The following is a 24782-nucleotide window of genomic DNA, read 5'->3' as shown; positions in this document are numbered from 1 at the left end:
AACCACATACCCATTTGCTCCAATAGAACTTGAAGCGAATGAAGTTTTATATTTTAAAAGGGCAAAGTTAAACCATAAATTTCCAGATTTCACGGATATACCTTCACTCATTAGAATCTTTATCACATGAAGTATGAATTGGGTAGTTTTGTACGCCTCTTTGCCCAATATTTCCAAAACTTATTTAATTAGAAGAGCTTTTGTGGTAAATTTTATGATAAAATATGTGATGTTATTGTGATGCTGCTTTGAAAAGAAATTTTTACTTTAGCTTGTATGAAAGAGTTGACGTTAAATCATCAAAATTTATGAGGGGTCCTACAGGTCCGACAGCAGTTAGTGTTGGTGTGGAGTTTGTAAAAAGACGATGTGCTAAATCAGTTAATCTTTTAGGAGTAATGAGATTGAGGCGTTCAATTGTTTCCGATATTGGAATTGGTCGACCATAAAGGAGTATTTGGCGAGCAATGAGATGTGCTTGACTAGAAGGATTTTCCTGTGACATTGTCAGGTTCGCACGATATTGCGTTTGTGCTCGTTGTAGTTCATTAGCGTGAATATTTTTGCTGACCTTGGAAAGTTCATCAAGAATCACAGGAATAAGTTCTTTGAGCCCTTCTTGTCCGGTAGCTGCGTGAACACCAAAAAGTCCAGTATCTGAAAATCCCCAATGAAAAGCATAAATAGAATAGCATAACCCACGTTTCTCTCTTACCTCTTGAAAAAGACGTGAAGACATACCACCACCAAGAATGATTGAAAGAATTTGGGCCGCATAAAAATCACGCGCGTGATAAGCGCGTCCTTCAAACCCTAGAACAACTTGTGTATCCATTAAATCGCGATATTCACGAAAGTCGCCACCGACATAATTTGCAAGATTAGTAAGAGGTGCGGTTGAATGGGAGCGAAAAGTACCAAGACGACTTTCAACTTCTCGCACGAAACTTTCGTGCTTTACAGCTCCTGCTGCAACGACAATCATACGATCTGCACTATATTGTTTATTGATGAAATCATGGAGATCAGTAGATGTAAATGATTGAATAGTTTTAGCTGTTCCTAAAATAGAGCGCCCAAGGGATTGATGACGAAAGGCTGTTTCTGTAAAATGATCAAAAACAATATCATCAGGAGTGTCATGGGCAGCACCAATTTCCTGAAAGATTACTTGTTTTTCTCGTTCTAGTTCATTGTCGTCAAATTTTGAATGCATTAAAATATCGGCTAAAATATCTATAGCAAGAGGGATATCGCTTTTAAGTACACGTGCAAAGTAAGCTGTTGTTTCAATACTGGTTGTAGCATTTATTTCACCGCCAACATCTTCAATATCGGTTGCAATTTGAAAAGCAGTGCGGTTTTCGGTTCCTTTAAAAGCCATATGCTCAAGAAGATGAGCAATACCATGCTGTGTGGAGGTTTCATTGCGTGAGCCCACTTTAACCCATATCCCGAGGGCAACACTATCAATTTGTTGCATTGTATGTGTGGCGATAGTCAAACCATTACTAAGGCGACATATATCTACATCCATGTATTTACAACTCCATTAATAAGCTAAATACCTCATTGTAAAGGTATTAGAATATTCTTGATTTAAATTAATGCAGCTAACTTTAATAAGATGCACGCGATTTTAAAGAAATATAATCTTTTACTATTTTTTTATCATTAGCAAGACTTATAAAATGTTCTTCGTGTTTCATTACATCATTGAGATGAGATGGCCATGGAGCATGAAGGCCACAAGCGCTTTTAATCGTATCAGGAAATTTAGCTGGATGAGCCGTGGCAAGAACGATCATTGGAATATGCGGTTTTTTGTTTTCACGCGCTACTTGAAGAGCAACCGCTGTATGTGGATCAACAAGATAGCCACTTTCCTTATAGACACTATCAATTGTTTGAGCTGTTGTAGCCATGTTGCTTTTCCCGGCGGAAAATAGGGAACGAATATTTTTGAGTTGCTTTTCATCAAGAGTAAAGAGCCCCGTTTTTTTCAAGTTTTCCATTGCATTGCGAATCCAGATTGGATCACGATTGCCACTTTCAAAGAGCAAACGTTCAAAATTAGAAGAGACCTGAATATCCATAGAAGGTGATGTTGTATGGACTATTGGTTGTGTTTCATAAGTACCACTGGTCAATGTACGTACAAGGATGTCGTTATCATTCGTTGCGATGACCAGTTGAGCAATGGGTAATCCCATACGGGCTGCGACATAACCTGCAAAAATATCACCAAAATTTCCAGTAGGAACAGTAAATGAAACAGCTCTATCAGGAGCTCCTAAAGAAAGTGCAGATGAAAAATAGTAAACAATTTGCGCCATGATACGCGCCCAATTTATAGAATTCACACCTGAAAGTGCTCTTTTTGTACGAAAATTGTGGTCATTAAACATTGCTTTGACAAGGGCTTGGCAATCATCAAAATTTCCTTCAATGGCAATGGCATGAACATTTGAACATTGATTGGTTGTCATTTGCCGTTGTTGAACAGGTGATACACGTCCTTTAGGAAATAAAATAAAAATATCTGAGTGTTCTTTTCCAGCAAAAGCTTGTATCGCAGCTCCACCTGTATCACCTGATGTTGCAGCAATAATCGTTGCACATCTATTTTTTTCAGTCAAAACATAATCCATCAGTCGAGAAAGAAACTGCATTGCTACATCTTTAAAAGCTAAAGTAGGACCATGAAAGAGTTCAAGGATAAATTCATCTGCTCCAGTTTGTCGTAACGGACAGATTGCTGGATGGTGAAAGGTTGCATAAGATTCAGCGATCATATTTTCAAAAGCTGTATATTCGATTTCGTTATTCACAAAGGGCCACAGAATAGTTTTAGCAATTGTTGTATAGGATTGACCACGAAGTGCTCGTAACGCATCAAATGATAGCTGAGGAAATTTATCTGGCAAATAAAGTCCCCCATCACTTGCCAACCCTGTCATGATTGTTTCCGTAAAGCTTAAAGCAGGAGCTTCACCTCTCGTGCTGATATATTCCATAAGTCTTATCCTTTTTTTTATTTCTGGCAAATTGGTGAAGTTATTTATTTCACGTTTTTCATAATATTTAAATTATTAAATGGATAGAGCTTCTTTTCTTCTTTTTAACTCAATAATGAAAGGAAATAGTCTTAAGCATTTTTATTTTTAAGATATAAACGTCAAATGTTCACAGAAAATCTGTTGCAGACGAAAATTTCCTCTCGATTATTCACTCACTTAAATTTTACAACGTATCTTCACTTGTGCACCTTCTAAAATAATAAAATTAAATAGATAGAATGGTAGTTACTGAAGAACTTTTGTATAAAACTCAATCATTCATAGTTATTTTATGCTCTTATATACTTTGTAACAATTACATCTGCTAAACCGAATATTAAAATGATACATCTCAGAATTCACACTGGAAGATTTATAAGGTAATTTTATGGCATTTCGTGCGCAAATCTATACTTTGCATAATCTTTTTTTAGCATAATTTATCATTTTGTATAATAATAGATATTATATTTATGCTATACAGTATGGTAACTTAAAGTTTATCCATAGAAAACATACAACAGCCTGCTAAATGATGTGAAGCAGGCTGTAAAGTATTCTCATTTTTAATAGAAAAAATACTGAGTATCTTTGAATTATTTTCCTTTAATTTTTCCTATTGCACATCCGATTATTCCGCTAAATATGGACATAACAAATCCAGTCAAGAATCCAAAACCTAAAGCTCCTACTGTAGAAAAAATTCCTAGCGTAATTGGTTCAAACACTTTCTCAAATTTTCCTTCAAAGGCAGATTCACTTTTTGCTTTATGAGTGAAACTTGGGACATAAAGAGCCGCTATATCGATAGCTTTTTTCTTTCCTTGTTCTATTAAAGAGACAGTTTCCCATTGAGTATCATTGTTCAAATGATTGGCATGAACATTTATAACTTGTGAAAGCAAAAAAGAAACTGCTATTAAAATATTTAATACGTAAGTTTTCAATACTTTAATCATAATTTTTCACCAATACTTTTACTTTTATTTTAATCTGAATTGAATAGATTTGTCGGCAGAATTAGTGCACATTGAGAGAAACAGAAGCATTTAAAGCTTTTTTCATTCTTAGTGTGATAATTCATTAGTTTTGTGTCATCAACAATCGATCAACACAGAATATATCCATAGTTTATATTTCATATGAGAAGGTTTTATTCTGATGAAATTTCAATTCTAACGAGATTTAAAACACGATATTATTTTACTTATTATCCATCCTAAAAACATGCCTATCGTACTTGATGCATATCCAAGTGCCATCCCCATACCAAAAGCCCCGATTGTAAGAGGTTCAACGACCTTTTCAAATTTTCCTTCAATAGTAGTTTCATTACTCACTCCACGATTTAGACTGGGTCTATAGAGAGAAACGGTATGGACTGCATCCTTTCTTTTCTGCTTTATTGCAGAAACAAAAGTATTCTCACGATGAGTACTATTTTGCAAAGAGTTTGCATGTACATTTACAACCTGAGAAAGAGAAAAGGCAGACATAATGAAAATACTTAATATATGATTTTTAAATAATTTAATCATAATTTACCTCAAATATTTTATACTATATATATGCGTAAATTTATACTTTGGATATTTGGATATAATCTACAACATTTATATTTTGTAGAAAGATGAGCTTCATTATGTAATTATTTACAATAAATTATAGACATATAATGAAGCTAATATTCTAGAGTTCTAGATGAGGTTGAATTATTTGAACATCAATACTATGTCCTTTATCCAACTTATTATCGATCCTATAAAGCTCATTGCATATCCAGTAAACAATAGTCCCATTCCTATAGTTATAGGCTCAACGACCTTTTCTAATTTTCCTTCACCAGTTGTTCCATTTTCTGTTTGATAATTTACAGATGGAACATAGAAAGCAGTCGTAGAAACTACATCGGATGTCGCATATTTTACTTGTTCCATTGGGAAAACAGAAAGTTCCTCTTTTGGAGTATCATTTTTCAAATAGTTTGCATTAACATTTACAGTTTGTGAAATAAAAAAAGTGCTCGCTATAAAAATGCTTAAGATATAATTTTTAAATATTTTTATCATAACTTTACCTCAAATATTTTTAAGTTATATATGTAAGAAATATACATAATGTTTATGTATCTCACACTATATATAATTTATATATTTCAATATGTATTTTTAGTCAATAATAAAAATACATATAAAAATATAACTGTAATTTTTTATAAACATTATTGTAAAAAAGTAACAGTAATAATTACAAAAATATTTTTTAAAAAAATTATGAAATATCTTATTATGTGTTATATATAAAACAACACGTGGTTATCGTATGATTTTTATAAAATGATATTAATATTATTTTTTTTAATACAATTATAAATAATAAAGTTGATCAAACTTTTTACATAATAAATATATAAATTTATTTATTATAGATATTATAATAAAAACATAAAAATTATGATGTATTTATAAAAATATTATTAAAAATTAAAATATTAATGAACATGCTAAAATATTATTATTTATATGAGTTATTATAGATAGTCATTATTGTAATAATATGTGTTATATAGATATTATTAAGTTATTATTCAATGATTATTAATTGCATCATGATAGCATAATACTACTGCTTACTTAACTATTAATTATATACATTTATCTTATAGACAATAATATGTTATAGATACTAAAAAATATACAGCTCTCTCATAGTGGAAAGTAGAGCTCGAATTGGATAGAGATAAATGATATTATCTTTTTCTCGCCAATGTGAGCGGCGTATTACTATGATGTAAAGTGTATAGAAGAATGTCAATTCAGACATATTTATGAGTGCCGAAAGATCAGCATTGGATAATATTTTTCGACATGTTCTTCTTTCCAAACTGAAAAGCCGCTTTTATTTTTAGAAAGGGTGTTTTTCCTAAAGTTGGATTACTTTTGAAAAGATCTGATTTCATTGCTTATTTAAAAAGTCTATTAAGTGCTTTTGGAAAATTTTGAGCAACTACTGGTATCTCTGTACGTTGTTTAACATGATTGTATGTTTCATATTTAAGTGCTTTTTTAAAGAAACCGTTCTCAAGGTACTCAAGCCTATTTTGCAACGCTATATATGATGATAAAGTCCCATAATATAAAATTCTTAGGACATCAGAATTTTTGACGTTTATAAAGAAGAAAGATGGTAGTGCCATACACTTTGCTCGCTCCTAATGTTGCTACTAATTTTTGCCTTTTGAGATAATTCATTAAAAGGCATTTTTATTTCTTTAATTCAGCATATCCAGATTTTAAATGAGAGGATCTTACAATATTCGGTTTTTTGGCTTAATTTGAATAATGATTAATTATTGATTATAAATCAACATGTTGTCTGTAAATTACTTGGTATGAAATGTTTTTTATAAAAGGCACATTTTTCATAAAAATGTATTCTTTTTGTTTTTTGTAATCTTAGGGAGGTTGTACTAATTGATGCTGTTAAAATACTGTTTGAGCAGCAAAGTAAATAAGCCTTCAACAAGTTTACGAGATTTGGATTGAGTAAATATAAGCCCGTGTAACTCAACAAGGACGCTTTTGTCATTTTCAATAAACTCTTGTGTTCCATAGATTCCGCGAATTTTAATATTTTTTTCCATGATCAATAGGCACATCCCTTACAATTTTACCATAGTATGTGATTTTTTTGATCAGATGAAAGAGGCTAGCAATTCTCACATCTTATCGAGCAAGGCATCGTAATATTCCTTTTTTGACAAATATAATAATTTATCAGGATGAGCTGCTGAGGTTGGGAGTGGGATATCGGAGTTGAGATAGATAAGTAGGGTTTAATTTTTATGAGTTGGCACCCCTGTTTTTTGCTTTTTTAAAAGCACGTGCAATGGTTAACAGACTTATGATTTCAATGAGGCGCTATATTTTTCCTTCACATTGAGATGCAATTCACCCGTGTCGTGAATTACGCATTTATTGAAGTTATTATAAAAGGAGCAGCGAGAAGAGAAGGACATTTGAATAAAAATGCTTCTTACAAGAGTTTACAAATTGATATATTCAAGAGATTTTTTATAATAGATCTCGCCATACTGCCATTGCTTCTAAGACTTCTCCTAAATGAGCATGTTTTGCAATAACTGTTTCTGCACCAGCTTCTGCAAGTGCATTAGAATGGCCAAAATAGCTATGTGATCCTCCCGTAAAGCCGATGACACGCATGCCTGCTGCTACGGCTGCGTGTACACCATGAAGTGAATCTTCTATAACGATAGTGTTTTGGGGCTCTGCCTGTAATTGTTGTGCGGCAAAAAGGAAAACATCAGGGGCCGGTTTCGTTCTTTTTGTTCCAACTTCAGGTGCTGAAAATATTTTACCTTCAAAAAGGTCATAGAGATCAACCGTGGTGAGCATCTCTTTTATATCTACGCTTTTTGCATTAGAGCAGATACAGTAGGGATAGCGTGTTTGAATAATTTCTACAGCTTCTCTTACATCATCAATAGCCCGTAATTTAGTTTTTATTTGTGTACGAAAAATATTAGTCATTTGGTCTATGAGATGAGCAGAAATTGGTTTTTCTGTTTCCTGTTCAACGTGTTTAAGAATATCGCGAAAGATAAGCCCTGCAAAACGCTCACTCAATTCTTCGGGTGATATTTCATATCCTGCTTGTTTGAGCAATTGTGATCCAATTTTTGCTGCAAGATATTCAGAGTCAACGAGAACTCCGTCACAATCAAAAATAATAAGATCTATCTGAGGCATAAGATATTCCTTTACATGTTACGAGATGGACAACTTTCATGAAAACGATATTGAGAGGATCTTATTTCATAAAAATAAGTTTTGAAAATGATTCTTAATTCTTTTACGAAATAAAAGATATGGGAACAGTACATTGAAAAAAAGAAAATTAAGGTTTCATTCATGTGAAAGTTTTTTTTACTAAAAAAACAAAAACAATTATCAATTTTGTAGAATTTTAACGATACGTTTACGCTATTTTGTAAATATGGATTGGTAATGCGGGCCTATAAACTATTTTAGTTGATTATAGGGCAAATTTAGTTAATTTTGTTGGGTTTTTCATGACAGTTATTCAGCTTCAAAAAGATTTCCTTCGTATCCCCTCACAAATGCCATGGCGCAATAAAATTTTTAAAGGAGATTGTGTTTCCGTTCTAGAAAAACTTCCAAAACATTCTGTTGATATGATTTTTGCAGATCCACCCTATAATTTGCAATTGGATGGAGCTTTATACCGTCCAGATCATTCGCTTGTTGATGCGGTTGATGATGCATGGGATCAGTTTGAGAGTTTTGCTGCTTATGATGCTTTTACCCGTGCATGGTTGCTTGCTTGTCGTCGTGTATTAAAACCCAACGGAACACTTTGGGTTATCGGATCTTACCATAATATTTTTCGGGTTGGGACGGCATTACAAGATTTAGGTTTTTGGATGCTTAATGATATTATTTGGCGCAAGAATAATCCGATGCCTAATTTTCGAGGGCGCCGTTTTCAAAATGCTCATGAGACGCTTATTTGGGCCGTGCGAGATCAAAAAGATAAAAAGTACACATTTAATTATGATGCCTTAAAAGCGGCAAATGAAGATCTACAAATGCGTTCAGATTGGCTTTTCCCTCTCTGCACTGGAGCTGAACGTTTAAAGGATGATTCAGGGCGTAAATTGCATCCAACACAAAAACCGCAAGCGTTATTAGCGCGTATTATTATGGCTTCTAGTAAACCTGGTGATGTTATTCTCGATCCGTTTTTTGGTTCGGGAACAACAGGTGCTGTTGCCAAGCTTTTAGGGCGTGATTTTGTTGGGATTGAGCGCGAGCAAGATTACATCGATGCAGCATGTGAGAGAATTGCGGCGGTTCAACCTTTAGCGCAACCAGAACTAGCGATTTTGGATAGAAAAAAAGCAGAACCGCGCGTAGCATTCAACAGTTTGCTTGAAGCAGGTTTACTCTATCCTGGAGAAGTTCTTTATGATCGTAAGAAGCAAGTATCTGCTATTGTAAGAGCTGATGGTACGATTATGCATGGTGGTGAAGCGGGTTCAATTCACGCAATGGGAAGAAAGGCTCAAGATTCGCAGAGTTGTAATGGTTGGACCTTTTGGTATTATGAGGAAAATGGACGGTTGAAGTCCATAGATCATTTAAGAATGATCATACGTTCACAAATGTTAAAAACGGGTGTTTTATGAACTAAGCTGATCGCTTCATTCTATTGACCACCAATGTACCTGATCTTGATTAAGATGGACGTGAGGGCGTTTTATGCCTTTCTTAGATGTTTTTTATTGACACACTAATCTCGCTTGTAAGCGGCAAGCGAGTATTTTTATGCTTCTTGTAGAAGAAATTAAAATGAGAAATTTTCACTCTATGTTCTAGTTTTAGTTCCAAGACAGTAAAATTTCAATATAAGCTTATAAAAATGAAATATCAGAATTAAAAGGTTCATTCAGAAGTTCCAAATTAAGTGCTTTTTTGAATACGTACATCTGTAAAGTGCGTAAAATGTATTTATTTATAAAGATAATTTAACGCAACTCATATTGAATTGCCCTCGGAATATCGTCAAGTTTTTTCATTTCAAACTTGTTCCATATTGAATCGATGAAAATTACTTGCTTGCATGTCATAAACGGGGTTGGCGTGTGAATAAAAATTGTTAACGAAAGAACTAAAAGTACCTCTTATGAACCGTTTCACGTACCAAGGGATGTTGAGGGGGCTGGTAAATATAACGATGGAGCCGACTTACTCCTTCATAAGCGAAAAAAGGATAGAACCTGAAATTTAAATTTAAGATTTCTAAGCTTTTCTATTCCTCCTTAATTCTTATCTGTAGAAAAAATTGGTTATTTCATTTTTTTAATTTTTCTTTTGCAGATTAATAAATAATCGCTAGAGATACAAAAGTCTCTGTTAGAAAACATTTTTATGAATAGGGAAGGTTATTTAAATCTGAAAGAATTGGGAAGTGCTACGGAAATGGCTTTTTTCATAACAGTAGGTAATGCTTCTTCGGTAAGATGTTGAATGTTACACCACCAACCATTTTCACAATTCATTTCATGAACATCTTCGGTATAGTAAACATCGAGTTTTAGAGAAAAGTGAGTAAAAACATGCGTAATTTGTCCTTTGAATTGCCAATTGGCAGTAAAGGGTGCGTTTTGGAGGCCATTTTCGTTGTTTAAGCCAATATTGTTAGGAATTTGGGTCATTCCACCAAGGAGCTTTTGCGTCTGTCGTTTTTCCAAATAAATTTGTCTCTTTTTATTAAGGACCACAAAAGCAATACCTGTTTTTGAAGGGCGTTCTTTTTTAGGGGCTTTAACTGGAAAAGACTCCGGTTGTTGCATCTTTTCTGCTTTGCATAAACATTGAAGAGGGCAGGTATAACAAGATGGTTTGCGTGGAGTACAAATTGTTGCTCCCAAATCCATCATTGCTTGAGCAAAGTCACCAGGACGATTTAAAGCAGTAATTTTTTGTGTTTTTTCTTTAATTTCAACTTTTGCTTTTTGCAATATTGAAGTGATAGCAAAAAGTCGCGCTACCACACGTTCGACATTACCATCAACCACTGCTACAGGGTGGTTAAAAGCAATCGCAGCAATGGCTGCGGCAGTATAATCTCCAATACCGGCTAGAGTTCGCAATTCTTTTACAGATTGTGGAAATTGTCCCGCGTAGTTTTCAACAAGCTGTCGCGCACATTTTTTAAGATTACGTGCGCGTGAATAATAACCAAGTCCAGCCCATGCTTTCATGATATCATCTTGTGAGGCTTTTGCTAAAGAGAAAAGATCAGGCCATAGTTTTAGAAATTTTTTAAAATAAGGCTTAACTGTTTCAACGGTTGTTTGTTGAAGCATGATTTCAGAAAGCCAAACTTGATAAGGATCAGGACGGATACCTTGTTTTTGCTTTTCAGGGGTAATCCGCCATGGAAGATGTCTGTGATTTTGATCGTACCAAGCAAGGAGGTGCGAAGAAATTTCATACATGATTGCTTTCAAGCATAGGGAGATATAAAATGCAAAAGAAAAAATTATTTATTTTGCAATTCATGTTTTTTGCTCTTTTATTGTCAAGGCTCTGGTGAGAAAAGGCTTTTTATTTTGTTGATATTTCATAAATTGAGGAGGCAACAATTTTTAGATGAAACAAATGATTTTAATTTAGTAAGCGGTTGAACAATGATCTAAAAATGAGAAAACAACTTAAAAAACGTATCTTTTATTCTCTTTCTGAGACGGTATACAAAATACTTGATCCAGTTTTACGCAAACGGACAGGGCTTAATGTAGCGCTTATAGAACATTGGCCACAGATTGCGGGCTATGATATCAGTGAACATACAATGCCGCTTAAAATTATTTGGAAACGTCGTGCAGATCAAGATGAAGTTTTTCAGCCAGCAACACTTGTTGTCGCATGTGAAGGATTTGCTGCGTTAAAATTGATGCATGAAACAGAGGAATTACTTCATAGAATTAACGGATTTTTTGGCTATATTGCTATTGATCGCATCAAGATTGAGCAAAGGAGTATGTCGGTTTTTATGAATCACTTGCCTCTAAAACCGCCTTTGAGTGAACAAGACAAAAAATGCGTGGAAAAAATGCTTGAAGGAATTGAAGATAAAAGCTTGCACCAAGCACTTTATAAACTTGGCTGTTGCATTTTCTTGGAAAAAAATAATAAATAGAAAGATATTTTATATATTTTTCTTTAATATATGAGAAAGCATTGGATTCCTATTTGTTAATAACAACAGAAAAGTATTATTTATGGTAAAATATCGTTCTTTTTTATCTTTCGGGATAATTTTTCTCTTCATAACGATTGTACAAAACAGTGTAACAGTTGCTTTAGCGCGTGATCCCAAACCAGTGGCAACAACTGTTGATATGGCAGAGCTTCTCCAATCGGGTAAAGTAAAGGATCGCTTTGAGGGAGAGGCGGATGCACCAGTCGTCATTGTTGAGTATGCTTCGTTGACATGTACCCATTGTGCGCATTTTTATAATGATATACTTCCCCAAATTCGTAAAAAATATATCAAAACAGGAAAAGTAAAACTTATTTTCCGAGAATATGCTTTTGATCCTCGGGCAACAGCAGGTTTTATGTTGGCACGGTGTGCACCAGAAGATCGCTATTTTCCTTTGATAGAAGTTTTATTTCAAAAACAAAATGAATGGGCTTTCGGAAAAAATGCTCTAACACCATTGAAAAAAATTGGCTTAATGGCTGGTTTTACAGATGAAAGTTTTACTGCTTGTTTGAAAAATCAGTCCATTTTAGATGAAGTAAATGCATCTTTTGAACGCGGTAAAGAGCTTGGTGTCACAGCAACACCTACTTTCTTTATTAATGGTAGTAAATATGAAGGTGCCATGAAAGTAGAAGAATTTTTTTCGGTGATTGATAGTTTTCTTAAAAACTGAATCTTAATCTTCCAGAAGATGGATAGTGATACTTTTGGCCATTATCTCCTTTGGAAGGATTAATATTATGCATTTATGAAGCGATATTGTTTTTGAGCCAATTTTGAATCAAATCATTGCTTTTAAATGAGCCTCGGTTGAATGATGTTTTGATGCTGATATGGGAGGATTTGTACAGTGAAAAAATGGGTTTATAGTTTTGGAGATGGAAAGGCAGAAGGAAGTGCAAGTGAGCGTAACCTTCTCGGAGGTAAAGGGGCTAATTTGGCAGAAATGAGTAATCTTGGTTTGCCCGTACCGCCAGGATTTACGCTGACAACAGAAGTTTGTAATTTTTATTACGCCCATGACAAATCATATCCAGAAGAGCTACAGGAATCTGTTAAGCAAGCACTAAGACGTGTTGGTGAACAAACAGGACGTGAATTTGGGAGTGAGCAAAAGCCACTTTTGCTGTCTGTTCGTTCAGGGGCTAGGGCTTCTATGCCAGGGATGATGGATACAGTGCTTAACCTTGGCATGAATGATGAGACTGTAAAAGCCATTGCTTTACAAGCCAATAATGAACGTTTTGCTTATGATAGTTATCGGCGTTTTATCCAAATGTATTCTAACGTTGTTTTGGGGCTAGACCATTCGTATTTTGAAGAGATTCTTGATGAAGCAAAGGCATGCAATGGTTACACTATTGATACAGAAATGACAGCAGATGATTGGAAGAATGTTATTATTTCTTATAAAGCCTATGTTGAAGAAAAATTAGGAACCCCTTTTCCACAAGATCCTGAACAACAGTTATGGGGGGCAATTGGAGCCGTTTTTTCAAGTTGGATGACGGCACGCGCAGTTACTTATCGCCGTTTACATAGCATTCCTGAAAGTTGGGGAACGGCAGTTAATGTGCAAGCTATGGTTTTTGGTAACATGGGAGAAGATTCGGCAACAGGTGTTGCTTTTACACGCAATCCATCGACAGGGAAAAAAGAACTTTATGGTGAATTTTTAGTTAATGCGCAAGGGGAAGATGTTGTGGCGGGCATTCGAACGCCTCAAAATATTACAGAAAGTGCGCGTATTGTTGCTGGTTCAAATAGACCATCGTTAGAAAAAATTATGCCTGAGGCTTTTTTGAAATTATGTCAGATTGCGCAGAAGCTTGAGCAGCATTATCGGGATATGCAAGATCTCGAATTTACCATTGAAAAAGGTAAATTATGGATGCTTCAGACTCGTTCAGGAAAACGCACGGCTCGTGCGGCTCTCAAGATGGCAATTGAAATGGTTGAGGAGGGGTTAATAAACCGTGAAGAGGCTGTGATGCGTATTGATGCAAAGTCGCTGGACCAACTTTTGCATCCAACACTTGATCCTAAAGCAGAACGTTTTGTTATAGGACGTGGTTTACCTGCTTCTCCTGGAGCCGCAACTGGTGAAATTGTTTTTACTTCAGAAGAGGCAGAAACTGTGTCGGCGGAAGGTCGCAAAGTTATTTTGGTCCGTGTAGAAACAAGCCCAGAAGATATTCATGGTATGCATGCTGCAGAAGGAATTTTAACAACGCGTGGCGGTATGACAAGTCACGCTGCTGTTGTTGCGCGGGGGATGGGAAAACCATGTATTTCTGGTGCTGGCAGTGTGCGGATTGATTATAACACAAATACGTTGTTTGCCTCAGGAGAAAGCTTAAAAAAGGGTGATGTTATCACAATTGATGGTGGAAGTGGAGAAATTTTCAAAGGGAAAGTTGCAATGTTGCAGCCTCAGCTTTGCGGAGACTTTGCAAAATTAATGGAATGGGCTGATGGGATGCGACGTATAAGAGTTCGCGCTAATGCTGATACACCATCTGATGCCCGTATGGGGCGATCTTTTGGGGCTGAAGGTATAGGTCTTTGCCGTACGGAGCACATGTTTTTTTCTGATGAACGTATCGTTGCTATGCGTGAAATGATTTTAAGTCATGATGAAAGTGGTCGTCGTAAAGCACTAGATAAGCTTTTGCCAATGCAGCGTTCAGATTTTAGTGAATTATTTGAAATTATGTGTGGTTTACCTGTTACTATCCGCTTGCTAGATCCACCATTACATGAATTTTTGCCTAAAACGAAAGCAGAAATTCTTGATGTTGCAACAGCTATGGGGGTTTCTGCTGAAGTGCTTGCTGAACGCGCTCAGCAGTTGCACGAATTTAATCCTATGCTTGGATTACGAGGATGCCGTTTAGCTATTACTTATCCTGAAATTGCAGAAATGCAAGCGCGGGCGATTTTTGAAGCAGCAGCAGAAGCTGCCCAAAAATCTGGATCTCCTGTTATGCTTGAAATTATGGTGCCACTGGTTGCGCTTAAATCTGAACTCGATTTTGTAAAAGCGCGTATTGATCAGGTTGCTGAGGAAGTGATGAAAGAAAAGGGAAGCACTATTCAATATATGGTTGGGACGATGATTGAACTTCCAAGGGCGGCACTTCGAGCAGATGAAATTGCTGAAACTGCTGAATTTTTTTCATTTGGAACAAACGATTTGACACAAACTACTTTTGGGATTTCCCGTGATGATGCTGCTCCTTTTTTAGCAACCTATTTTCAAAAAGGTCTTTTAGAGCAAGATCCTTTCGTGTCTATTGACCGTGATGGAGTAGGGGAACTTATTACCATTGCTGCACAGCGTGGACGTTCAAAGCGTGCAAAAATAAAATTGGGAATTTGCGGTGAACATGGAGGCGATCCTGCTTCTATTACTTTATGCGAAGAAAATAACCTAGATTATGTTTCGTGTTCTCCTTTTCGAGTACCAATTGCTCGTTTAGCAGCAGCTCAGGCCGCAATAGCAAAAAGGATGTAATGGGTTAATATTTTTTGTTGTATCGTTATTACTGAAATAAATTTTTATATATTCTTTTATTTTCTTTAATAAAGGGAATAAAAATGCTTCTAAAATGCACGATAAGTTATGTTACGCGAGAAAGTGCTTTTTTTAGAAGTTTATAAGAAAAAATATAAAGCAGGATAGACAAAGATGTATTATTAATACACTTTCTATTGAAGAACCTCTTGATAGAGAGAAACGTGTTATTGTGCAGTCAATTTACGCGTTTGCTTTTTTATGGGGGAATGAGCTCCTCACGCAAAATAGAATGCTCCAAACAAATGTATTTTTTTGCACATCATGCTGTTTGAGATAGACATCTTTCAGTGGATGTCCATTTCACATTGACATTCGTGGAATGGGGATTATGTAAACTCCCCGTAAGTTTATAAACTCCACTATACGCTACCATCTTTACCTTTATGAAGGAATATCAAAGTTATACAATATGTTGATTTATAATGATATTTTTTTATTTCTTATATTGAACAAAAGCTGTAAATATCATAAGATCTTCTCATTTCAACTTCTTTTATAATGAATCAATCAAAACCATGTTTTTTGCATGTTATAGGCGGGATGAGCGTCTGTGGATAAAAAATAAAGCAAGGATATGCCTCTTATGAATCGTCTCAAGTGTCAAGAGCTGTCACAAATTGAAGGTAGGTACAGTGTGTAATGGTGCTGGCTTGCTTTTTCACAAGTGTAAAAATGATAGCGCGCGCGCAGTAGGGGCTGCTATTATTCACGGGCGTTGTTGTGAAATGCTCTTGGGTGCTTTAAGAGATGTTTTTTTAAGAAAGCCCGTGAATGACAATCCAAGTGTATTTCGTTTGGGACATTTTGTTTTGCGTGAGGGGGGGAGTGAGTTCAAAAAGACATGTGATAAATAAAAGCATGAGGCAATAGGTAATCTCCATTATTTTAAAGATATTGCTTTAGATGTCTTTGAAAGGCGTAAAGCTGAATTAAAAGGAAATGGCAAAGATGAAAACTGGTTTTTACCTTAAAATTTCATATTCTTCCCAAATTAGGCTGTCTCCCTGTTTTAAGAGATTATACAAACAGAGATGCGCAATATTCTTGCCTCCATTTGGCATACAAAAGCTATAACAGCTGAGAAAAGTACTAAACTGTCTTAACATTTGTTTCAAATATACTGCTGCGTTAAATTTAGATGTTGATTTATAGGCAATATTAAACACACACGCTATTTTAGGAAAACAATGTCATAAAACACATAATTTTCCAGCAATAGATTGGAGAGAAGTGCTGTTTTTTTCAGATACTTTGCAAAACAACAACCATAACACAACTAGCTTTACGTCTACTTATCCTTACAGGTGTTTGCATAAATTCTTTGCATCATATTTATAAAGATCAAATTGACGATAATATATGGACAATTCGTGGTTCGATAATATGAAAGGTTTACGTGATACTACAAAAATTTTGTGTCCTTTTATCATCAGAAGCAATAAAAATGCTAGAACAAGCGCGTTTTCTATTTTGCAATATTTCTTTTTTCTGCAATCGGTTGTGGTTTTCTTGCAGCAAATTATACGGCTCAATATGTAATGTGTAAGAAAACCATTCTGATTGATTGAATATAAGAGGGCTTGAGATGAAGGAATGTTTGAGGGGAGCATTAAACAAACGAAAGATGAATTATCATTATAAATTAAGAGATTATTTTTATAATGTAGATGATTAGCTTCAATTAAATAAACCAATTTCACGCATTTTCATTAAAATTGTGTGATTAATTTTACCTGTTACAGGAAGATCAAATATTTTTTGAAACTGTTTTAAAGCTTCTATCGTCTTTTGATCTTCTATTCCTGTGACAATAACCTCTTCATTCCCAAAAATATGTAAAGCTTTTTGCACTTGTATAATATCTTCAACAGAAGGTTCTAAAATAGCTTCTTTTAAGTGTGTCATATTTTTTGTATTGTTTGTTTCTATTTCGCTTTGCTTAATTAATATCGCGATTTCATCTGTTGCGGGATTAGATAGAACATTCTTTTGCATTCTCTGAGCAGTTTGCTGTTTCCATAAAGTGATGGCTCGGCGTGTTTTAGGTCCTTCCAATCCATCTAAGGGTCCATCATAAAGGCCTAATTTTGCTAGTTCTTTTTGCTTTTCCAGCATGCTTGCTGATTGAGAGGATAAAGATGAATTTGTGTGGTTATGATTTTGAGAATGTACAGAAGTTACACGGGAGAGTTCTTGTGATTTTTCTTCTTTTTCCGATAAAGTAGAGCTCTTACCTATACTTTGAACAGAGGAAAATTTCATTTGAGTTAAAATATTTTGATGCGTTGTCATTTGCGAAAATAAAGCATTAAATGAAATAAATAAAAAACTAATGCTAAAAAGAAGAGATCCAACAAAAAATAAAGTATTTTTTCGCGTATAGAAATAAAGAGTTTTTGCACTCCAAAAAATAAAATGAAAAATTATAAGAAGAAGTGTTATAACAATACTACTATAGTATTTACGGTGTTTTACATTTTTTTTTCGGTATGTCTTTCGTTTTGTTGCCATTACTTTTATTTTCAGTTGCGTTTATTTTTTACAAAGAAACAAATATAAATTAGGAAACGAATATGAATCAGTTCTTACTTCCAGCCAGAGAGAAGTGCATTGATATTATTGATTTTTCCTTTCAAACTCCTAAAATGAGCAGCTTCATTATATCAATTTATAAGTTGATAAATCAACAAGAGTTCTTGGCAACTTTTATTCATTTCATTTTGACAAGTCTTTAATGTGTATAAAGAGAGCACCAAATGATTAGCATTCAAGATCATTTTGGTGTTTGCAAACTGCATTATCACATATAATTATCTAAACAATAATGCCACGTTATTCTTCATTTTGGGGCATATGTTTGCCTATTATTTAAAATAAAATTGAAAATATTTGCCTATAACAATAAACAGATGACAATCATTATCTATTCTTTATAATTTACATATAGATGGTTACTTATCCATAAACGGTTTGGTAAAATATAATTATCTCTTAATATAATTATATTTTAGTGTAAATAACTTCGTATCAATTAAATTGATTTACAATGTTATAGAAAAACTGGTCTTGAGATCTTTAGATGGAGTTGTAAGAGATGCATCTATTGTTTAATATTTTGATCGACATGTTGATCATGTTTATGATGTGCTAGTAAAAATTTTATAGATAATATAAATATTTTATCGACACTAGAGTCAGAATAACAGAATTTTACTCTTTTTAGCTTTTTCAACTAAGCTAAGATGGTGAGCTATTATCTAAAATAAGTATGTACACGACATAATTATATCTCTCATTTTTTACCATAGTATGTTCATTAACATGATCAGCCTGTAAGTGTATAATTTTGATGTTAATTTTTTACTGAATAGACAATGTATCCTATTTTATACGGCGGAATTGTGCCATATTTATAAAAAAGCCAATGATATAGACCCAATACATGAATACTCAATTTTATAAAAAGCACATTTTATAAATTGTTTATAAAGCAACAGTATATAAAATGCTTCTTTTATTGTATTTACCACTGCGCTACATTGATTATCCATGATACGTTTTTTAATCAAATTATTATTATTATTATTTTTTATTTTTGTCATTATTTCATTTTTTGTAGCAGATCCAAGCAGTAATCATTCTTCTAGCCCCAAAAATAATGAGACAACAACGAGCGATGTGATTATTGCTTTTAAGGAAGCCTTAAATGATTTAGGCGCATTTTGTGACCGTAATATAAAAACCTGTAAAGTAGGAAAATCTTTTTTAAGTTCACTTGGCGAACGCGCATATTACGGTGCAAGAGCTGCTTATGAATATTTAGGGAACATATTAGGGAACAAAAATAATATCAGAGACTTCCCCTAATGTTTCTTACAAAATAGAAATACAAGAGTTCTTACAAAACCATGAAATGTTATCTTGAAATAAGGATTTTTAACGTTCTTCGTGTTATTTATGTTAGGAAGAATAAATATTTATTTTTTATAAGTGTATTCAAGAATGATTATTCAAACGAAACAGGACTAAAATAATGGCGGAAAAAATCGGTACTATTATAGAGAACTTTTCGCTTTTGGATAATTGGGAAGATCGTTATCGTTATGTCATCGAGCTTGGCTATGAATTGCCACCTTTTCCGGAAAGCGCTCGAAATGATGCTCACAAAGTTCCTGGTTGTGTTAGCCAAGTGTGGCTTTTATCTTCACGTAATAACTCAGAAGATCCAATATTGACGTTTCAAGGTGATTCCGATGCTCATATTGTGCGTGGACTCATTTATATACTTCTTGCTTTTTATTCAGGCAAAAAAGCTTCTGAAATTCGCAATGCTGATGCTCAAGAGCTTTTTGAAAAACTTGGTTTAAATGAAAATCTTACACCACAACGATCAAATGGTTTGAAATCAATGATTAAACGGATTCGTAACGAAAGCTATACGTAATCCCCTTGGTAGAAATTGCTATATATACAAAAGCTTCACACAACACATGTATACTAAAATCAACTTTATACACGAAACCATTTTTTCGCAAAATAAGATTATTTAGTTTTTTTCCGTTTGCTTTTGCGTCCAAGACCCATTTCTTTGGCCAAAGCCGATCGTGTTTTTGCATAATTAGGCGCCACCATAGGATAAGAACTATCTAACTGCCATTTTTCACGATATTCCTCTGGCAACATTCCATAATGCGTCATGAGATGACGCTTTAGAGATTTAAACTTCTTTCCATCTTCAAGGCAAATGAGATAATCAGGAAATACTGAACGTTTTGGATTAACGGCAGGCCTTTGTTTTTCAACTTCGACTTCTGTTAATTCTAGATTCCCTGCTTTACGAAAAGCAGCATGGACATCAGCAATTAAACTTGGCACTTCAGTCGGTCGAATAGAATTATTACTCACGTAGGCAGCAACAATATCAGCAACCAATGTAATAACTAAATTGCTTTCAGTCTCTAAGACTGCACGATGTTCCATTCTTGTTTCCTTTAATTTAAAATTGAGTAATTCAAAATCGAGATATAGTGCATATACTCATGATATAAAGATCTCATGCACATGAGTTTCATATTGTACAAAAATCTTTTTTGTCAATTCAATTATTCTATAAAATTGCCAAAACACAAAAAAATCAAATAAATACCCATTTTTTGTCATAATATACAATAAGAAAAACGAAATTATTACATGCTAAAATATATTTTTAGCCTATAACATATCATACATAATATATAATACATCACAAATATAAAAAGATATAGGATGAAATTTATTTATTTTTTTGAGAACGTAAAAATAAAATTACTAATTATAAAAATATAATATATAAATTATTATTTTTTGTTTTGAATACTTATAATTTAGTAAGTTTATTTTTAATAAATTTCAAATTTATTTTTATTATTTATATTTATTAAATTTAATAATAAAAAACAATATATATTACAAACATGACACAATAGCATTGTTTATAATATAAAACTATTCATTAAAACGACATAGAATATTTTTATTTTTTATAAAGTAACAATAATATTTCTGATATATTTATTCATTTCTATAAAATTATGCGATTATACTGTTTCAAAAAAAATCAATTCTTTTTCTCATAGTTTAATTGTTTTACCAGTCACTTTCATTATAAAAGTGGTATTATATCCCTAGAAAACAATAGCTGTGATATGTAATGAACAGAAAGGTATTAGTTTTAAAAATTATCATGGCACTATTTTTGCAAGTGAATAGAACTTATAGATTTGTACACTTGCATCAATAATTGTGATTCTAACATATAAATGAAGCTGTTAACATATTTTAATATAGGATTGTGTATGACTCGCACTTTTGCAATTCCTCCCAAAGCATCTAGAATCACTCATAAGGAAATATATCATGGTATTTTTCGTGATGATCCCTATCATTGGCTACGTGCGTCTAACTGGCAAGATGTTTTTAAAAATCCTAACTGTCTTGATCTCAATATTCGACATTATCTTGAAAAAGAAAATGCTTATCAATCAGCTCAAATGGCTGATACAAAAGCACTACGAGATTTGCTTTTTACCGAAATGAAAAACAGGATCCAAGAGAATGATAGTTCTGTTCCTATAAAACATGGTCCTTTTGCTTACGGATTCTCTTATGTTACCGGAGGCCAACAACCACATTATTTTCGGACACCAAGGAATGGCGGAGAAAAAAACGTGTACCTTAATGGTGATGTCTTGGCAGAAGGCAAAGAATATTTCAAATTTGGTTCAGTTCAAGAATCTCCTGACCATACACATGTGGTATGGACCTATGATGACAAAGGATCAGAATTCTATACAGCTAAAATTCGTAATTTTGAGACATTGTCTGACTGTATGGACACAATTACTGATACATCTGGTCAAATTGTATGGGATGCTAGATCTGAAGGTTTTTTCTATACTAAGATGGATAAAAACCACCGACCTTCAGAGCTCTATTATCACCAATTAAACACAGATCAATCACAAGATAAGCTTATTTTTCGTGAAGACAATCCAGGTTTTTTCTTAGATGTAAGCGGTTCTAAGCTTAATGATGTTATTTATATTAATATTCATGATCATGAAACATCCGAGATCTGGTTAATTCCTGCTGAGGCGCCTTTCACTATTCCCCAATGTGTACGGAAACGACAAAAAGGTATTGAATATTCACTTACAGAAGGTGGTGATGTCTTTTATATTCTGACCAATTTAGATAATGCAAAAGATTTCAAAATTATGGTAGCGCCATATACATCTCCACAATCAGAAAATTGGTCTGAGTTTGTCCCACATCAGCTTGGGTGCCTAATATTATCCCATGATGCTTATCAAGATTTTCTTGTCTGGATCGAACGTTTTGAGGGGCTTCCACGTATAAAAGTAATGGAACGTACTACTAAACAAGTTAATTCCATTGCTTTTACTGAAGAGGCTTATTCTTTAGGTCTGCAAGGAGTTGCAGAATATAACAGTCCAACTATTCGTTTTTCCTATTCGTCTATGACAACACCTGATCAAGTGTTTGATTATGAGATGAAAAATTGTAAACGAATGCTTTTAAAAACACAAATAATTCCCTCTGGGCATAATAAAGATGCATATGTAACACGACGTATTACAGCAATAGCAGACGATGGTGAGAAGATTCCTATTTCACTTTTTTATCACAAAAATACTCCCCTTGATGGTGGTGCGCCTTGTCTGCTTTACGGTTATGGTGCTTATGGGATCTCTATACCTGCCAGTTTCAATAGTAATGTACTTTCTCTAGTAAACAGAGGTTTTATTTACGCTATTGCTCATATTCGCGGAGGAAAAGAAAAGGGAGTAGAATGGTATGAGAAAGGAAAACATCTCTTTAAGCACAATACATTTACAGATTTTATTGCTTGTGGGCGTTACCTTGTAAACAATAAATTCACTTCTCACGACCGGCTGATTGCTCATGGTGGTTCAGCAGGGGGGATGTTGATGGGAGCCATTGCCAATATAGCTCCACAGGATTTTGCTGGGATCGTAGCAAATGTGCCTTTTGTTGATGTCTTAGCGACAATGTTAGATGCTTCATTGCCACTCACACCTCCAGAATGGGCCGAATGGGGGAATCCTCTTGAATCAGAAGAAGATTATAAGCTTATTGCTTCCTATTCCCCTTACGATAATGTCAAAGCTCAAAACTATCCCCCTATACTTGTGATGGCAGGATTAACAGATCCTCGTGTAACTTACTGGGAGCCTGCAAAATGGGTGGCAAAATTACGAGACCTAAAAACAGACGATAATGCAGTTTTATTACGTATTAATATGGATTCAGGGCACGCTGGTGCAGCTGGACGTTTTTCAAAGCTAGAAGAAGTTGCCTATATCTATGCATATATTCTAAAGATAGCAGGAAAAGACTTTTGCTAATCCATAATACCTCTGTATGAAAGTCTCCGATAATTTATTGGATTATAGGGACTTTCATACACTAAAAAATTATTGAGACAGTTTAAAATTCACATTCTTCATAAAGTTTCAAAACATAGTCCCAATTAATTAAATGGTCTACAAAGGATTCGAGGTACTTCGGTCGAGTATTGCGATAATCAATGTAATAGGAATGTTCCCACACATCGACACCCAAAATAGGTCGAGCATTGTGCACTAAGGGATTTTCGCCATTAGGCGTTTTCATAATTTCAAGCTTGCCATTTTTAACAGCAACCCACGCCCATCCAGAACCAAATTGGGCACTAGCAGCAGCAATAAAATCAGCGCGGAATTTGTCGTAACCACCTAGATCAGCGTCAATAGCTTTTGCTAACTTTTCAGGAAGTTTTTGGCCACCACCATTTTTTTTCATCCAAAGCCAAAAGTGGTTATGATTGTAATACTGCGCTGCATTATTAAACAAACCAATATTTTTTCCAAAACTTTTTTTAACAATATCTTCAAGGCTTTCATTTTCTAAGCCTAACTCTTTCACAAAATTATTGGTGTTGGTAAGATAAGCGAGGTGATGCTTATCATGATGATATTCAAGCGTTTCGCGTGACATATAAGGCGAAAGGGCATCGTAATCATAAGGCAATGGGGGCAATTCAAAAGCCATTTAAAAATCTCCTCGATTCTAATTGTTAAGCTTATTTCATAAGCCTAATTTGCCATTTACCGCATTTAAAAGCAAATGTTGAATACCTAGTTTGTATGAAATAGTTTTAATGTCTCTCTTTTTGTAAAAGAAGCTTTTAGGAAATGTATATTCATCAATCAAAAAGGGTATTGGTCTACATAAAGATTGCTTCTGAAGATTTTTTACATCTATGAGTGGGTAATAAATATCATTATCTTTTGAATAAAAAGTAAATGGAAATAGCTATTATTCCTTGTTTTTGCATCTCTATTTTTTCAAATACCATATAAAATGTTTTTAATTTTTGCAAAACTCTTCCAGTTTATTGGTGTATCATAATGTTTTCAACAGAATATTAAGTGTTATTTTTTAGGAAATATTTTTCAATGTGCTTGATTTTATTTTATGGTGCTACCCATGAATAATATAATGTAAAAATTAGTGGACATTACCATCTTTATGCTTAATGCAAGAGCACTGCAGCACTATCATACACTTACCGGTTGCCAATGTGGTGACAGCTTTTTTCTTAAATTGAGCAAGATGGGATTTTAATATATCAAGAAAAGTAAATCATATGCAAATTTATTAGACACATGAGTAAACTGCAAGATTTTCATTTTCTGTTCCTAGAAAATCAATACAAAGAGCAAAATAATTGATGGATAAATGGTTCCTTCTTATGTTAAAAT

Annotated in this window: 18 protein-coding genes and 1 pseudogene; 8 read left to right on the top strand and 11 right to left on the bottom strand. The window is 34.0% G+C overall.

The window, feature by feature from the left end:
• Positions 1-262: 262 nt before the first annotated feature.
• From ACFIK7_RS08460 to ACFIK7_RS08430, 7 genes are all read right to left on the bottom strand, one after another.
• Positions 263-1537, bottom strand: a complete 1275-nt coding sequence (locus tag ACFIK7_RS08460; RefSeq protein WP_375631389.1) for a M16 family metallopeptidase — start codon at positions 1535-1537, stop codon at positions 263-265.
• Positions 1538-1619: 82 nt separating this feature from the next.
• Positions 1620-3017 (bottom strand): threonine synthase, encoded by a 1398-nt coding sequence (gene thrC / locus ACFIK7_RS08455; protein WP_375663224.1) that lies wholly within the window; start codon positions 3015-3017, stop codon positions 1620-1622.
• Between the two features lie 638 nt (positions 3018-3655).
• Positions 3656-4018 carry a hypothetical protein gene (locus tag ACFIK7_RS08450; RefSeq protein WP_273791361.1) on the bottom strand — a complete coding sequence of 121 codons (363 nt, stop codon included), beginning with the start codon at positions 4016-4018 and terminating at the stop codon, positions 3656-3658.
• Positions 4019-4234: 216 nt separating this feature from the next.
• Positions 4235-4597, bottom strand: coding sequence for a hypothetical protein (locus ACFIK7_RS08445; protein WP_273791362.1), 363 nt, complete (start codon positions 4595-4597; stop codon positions 4235-4237).
• A 174-nt stretch (positions 4598-4771) separates the two neighbouring features.
• The gene (locus ACFIK7_RS08440) at positions 4772-5128 is read right to left on the bottom strand and encodes a hypothetical protein (RefSeq protein WP_273791363.1); all 357 of its coding nucleotides are present in this window, start codon (positions 5126-5128) and stop codon (positions 4772-4774) included.
• 893 nt (positions 5129-6021) lie between these two features.
• Positions 6022-6255 (bottom strand): hypothetical protein, encoded by a 234-nt coding sequence (locus tag ACFIK7_RS08435; protein ID WP_273791557.1) that lies wholly within the window; start codon positions 6253-6255, stop codon positions 6022-6024.
• An 877-nt stretch (positions 6256-7132) separates the two neighbouring features.
• Positions 7133-7828, bottom strand: a complete 696-nt coding sequence (locus ACFIK7_RS08430; protein ID WP_375663223.1) for an HAD family hydrolase — start codon at positions 7826-7828, stop codon at positions 7133-7135.
• Positions 7829-8199: 371 nt separating this feature from the next.
• Here ACFIK7_RS08430 and ACFIK7_RS08425 point away from each other — a divergent pair, with 371 nt between their 5' ends.
• On the top strand, positions 8200-9288 hold the full coding sequence (locus ACFIK7_RS08425) for a site-specific DNA-methyltransferase (RefSeq protein ID WP_375613050.1): 1089 nt from the start codon (positions 8200-8202) through the stop codon (positions 9286-9288).
• 756 nt (positions 9289-10044) lie between these two features.
• On the opposite strand, the gene mutY is transcribed toward ACFIK7_RS08425, so the two are convergent.
• The gene (gene mutY / locus ACFIK7_RS08420) at positions 10045-11103 is read right to left on the bottom strand and encodes an A/G-specific adenine glycosylase (protein WP_375663222.1); all 1059 of its coding nucleotides are present in this window, start codon (positions 11101-11103) and stop codon (positions 10045-10047) included.
• A 203-nt stretch (positions 11104-11306) separates the two neighbouring features.
• On the opposite strand from mutY, the gene ACFIK7_RS08415 reads away from it, so the two are divergent.
• The 4 genes from ACFIK7_RS08415 (at position 11307) to ACFIK7_RS08400 (ending at position 16310) form a co-directional block, all read left to right on the top strand.
• Positions 11307-11807 (top strand): DUF721 domain-containing protein, encoded by a 501-nt coding sequence (locus tag ACFIK7_RS08415; RefSeq protein WP_273791561.1) that lies wholly within the window; start codon positions 11307-11309, stop codon positions 11805-11807.
• 82 nt (positions 11808-11889) lie between these two features.
• Positions 11890-12549, top strand: coding sequence for a DsbA family protein (locus ACFIK7_RS08410; protein WP_273791562.1), 660 nt, complete (start codon positions 11890-11892; stop codon positions 12547-12549).
• A gap of 177 nt (positions 12550-12726) precedes the next feature.
• Positions 12727-15393 (top strand): pyruvate, phosphate dikinase, encoded by a 2667-nt coding sequence (ppdK, locus tag ACFIK7_RS08405; RefSeq protein ID WP_375631392.1) that lies wholly within the window; start codon positions 12727-12729, stop codon positions 15391-15393.
• A gap of 695 nt (positions 15394-16088) precedes the next feature.
• Positions 16089-16310 carry a hypothetical protein gene (locus ACFIK7_RS08400; RefSeq protein ID WP_375663221.1) on the top strand — a complete coding sequence of 74 codons (222 nt, stop codon included), beginning with the start codon at positions 16089-16091 and terminating at the stop codon, positions 16308-16310.
• Positions 16311-17133: 823 nt separating this feature from the next.
• Here the strand turns inward: ACFIK7_RS08400 and ACFIK7_RS08395 are convergent.
• Positions 17134-17967, bottom strand: coding sequence for a peptidoglycan-binding domain-containing protein (locus ACFIK7_RS08395; RefSeq protein WP_375637422.1), 834 nt, complete (start codon positions 17965-17967; stop codon positions 17134-17136).
• Between the two features lie 1038 nt (positions 17968-19005).
• Here ACFIK7_RS08395 and ACFIK7_RS08390 point away from each other — a divergent pair.
• Both ACFIK7_RS08390 and ACFIK7_RS08385 read left to right on the top strand, forming a co-directional pair.
• Positions 19006-19381, top strand: a pseudogene (locus ACFIK7_RS08390) (DUF5330 domain-containing protein).
• 108 nt (positions 19382-19489) lie between these two features.
• On the top strand, positions 19490-19900 hold the full coding sequence (locus tag ACFIK7_RS08385; protein ID WP_375663220.1) for a SufE family protein: 411 nt from the start codon (positions 19490-19492) through the stop codon (positions 19898-19900).
• A gap of 98 nt (positions 19901-19998) precedes the next feature.
• Here the strand turns inward: ACFIK7_RS08385 and ACFIK7_RS08380 are convergent, their stop codons facing one another.
• The gene (locus ACFIK7_RS08380; protein WP_012754848.1) at positions 19999-20436 is read right to left on the bottom strand and encodes a MucR family transcriptional regulator; all 438 of its coding nucleotides are present in this window, start codon (positions 20434-20436) and stop codon (positions 19999-20001) included.
• Between the two features lie 854 nt (positions 20437-21290).
• Here ACFIK7_RS08380 and ACFIK7_RS08375 point away from each other — a divergent pair.
• Positions 21291-23384: a S9 family peptidase gene (locus ACFIK7_RS08375; protein WP_375663219.1), complete on the top strand. Its 2094-nt coding sequence runs from the start codon at positions 21291-21293 to the stop codon at positions 23382-23384.
• 82 nt (positions 23385-23466) lie between these two features.
• On the opposite strand, the gene ACFIK7_RS08370 is transcribed toward ACFIK7_RS08375, so the two are convergent.
• Entirely contained in the window at positions 23467-24069 is a 603-nt protein-coding gene (locus ACFIK7_RS08370) for a superoxide dismutase (RefSeq protein WP_375663218.1), read from the bottom strand.
• Positions 24070-24782 lie beyond the last annotated feature (713 nt).

It is taken from the genome of Bartonella sp. CL266QHHD (genome assembly GCF_042195355.1).
GTDB lineage: Bacteria > Pseudomonadota > Alphaproteobacteria > Rhizobiales > Rhizobiaceae > Bartonella.
Note: the sequence above shows the minus strand (reverse complement) of the source record. Positions and strands in the feature narration are given on the sequence as shown.

Excerpts from the sequence above, each read along its gene's own strand:
- ACFIK7_RS08460 (WP_375631389.1), bottom strand. The coding sequence starts at position 1,537 with ATGGATGTAGATATATGTCGCCTTAGTAATGGTTTGACTATCGCCACA.
- thrC (WP_375663224.1), bottom strand. The coding sequence starts at position 3,017 with ATGGAATATATCAGCACGAGAGGTGAAGCTCCTGCTTTAAGCTTTACG.
- ACFIK7_RS08450 (WP_273791361.1), bottom strand. The coding sequence starts at position 4,018 with ATGATTAAAGTATTGAAAACTTACGTATTAAATATTTTAATAGCAGTT.
- ACFIK7_RS08445 (WP_273791362.1), bottom strand. The coding sequence starts at position 4,597 with ATGATTAAATTATTTAAAAATCATATATTAAGTATTTTCATTATGTCT.
- ACFIK7_RS08440 (WP_273791363.1), bottom strand. The coding sequence starts at position 5,128 with ATGATAAAAATATTTAAAAATTATATCTTAAGCATTTTTATAGCGAGC.
- ACFIK7_RS08435 (WP_273791557.1), bottom strand. The coding sequence starts at position 6,255 with ATGGCACTACCATCTTTCTTCTTTATAAACGTCAAAAATTCTGATGTC.
- ACFIK7_RS08430 (WP_375663223.1), bottom strand. The coding sequence starts at position 7,828 with ATGCCTCAGATAGATCTTATTATTTTTGATTGTGACGGAGTTCTCGTT.
- ACFIK7_RS08425 (WP_375613050.1), top strand. The coding sequence starts at position 8,200 with ATGCCATGGCGCAATAAAATTTTTAAAGGAGATTGTGTTTCCGTTCTA.
- mutY (WP_375663222.1), bottom strand. The coding sequence starts at position 11,103 with ATGTATGAAATTTCTTCGCACCTCCTTGCTTGGTACGATCAAAATCAC.
- ACFIK7_RS08415 (WP_273791561.1), top strand. The coding sequence starts at position 11,307 with ATGAGAAAACAACTTAAAAAACGTATCTTTTATTCTCTTTCTGAGACG.
- ACFIK7_RS08410 (WP_273791562.1), top strand. The coding sequence starts at position 11,890 with ATGGTAAAATATCGTTCTTTTTTATCTTTCGGGATAATTTTTCTCTTC.
- ACFIK7_RS08395 (WP_375637422.1), bottom strand. The coding sequence starts at position 17,967 with ATGGCAACAAAACGAAAGACATACCGAAAAAAAAATGTAAAACACCGT.
- ACFIK7_RS08385 (WP_375663220.1), top strand. The coding sequence starts at position 19,490 with ATGGCGGAAAAAATCGGTACTATTATAGAGAACTTTTCGCTTTTGGAT.
- ACFIK7_RS08380 (WP_012754848.1), bottom strand. The coding sequence starts at position 20,436 with ATGGAACATCGTGCAGTCTTAGAGACTGAAAGCAATTTAGTTATTACA.
- ACFIK7_RS08375 (WP_375663219.1), top strand. The coding sequence starts at position 21,291 with ATGACTCGCACTTTTGCAATTCCTCCCAAAGCATCTAGAATCACTCAT.
- ACFIK7_RS08370 (WP_375663218.1), bottom strand. The coding sequence starts at position 24,069 with ATGGCTTTTGAATTGCCCCCATTGCCTTATGATTACGATGCCCTTTCG.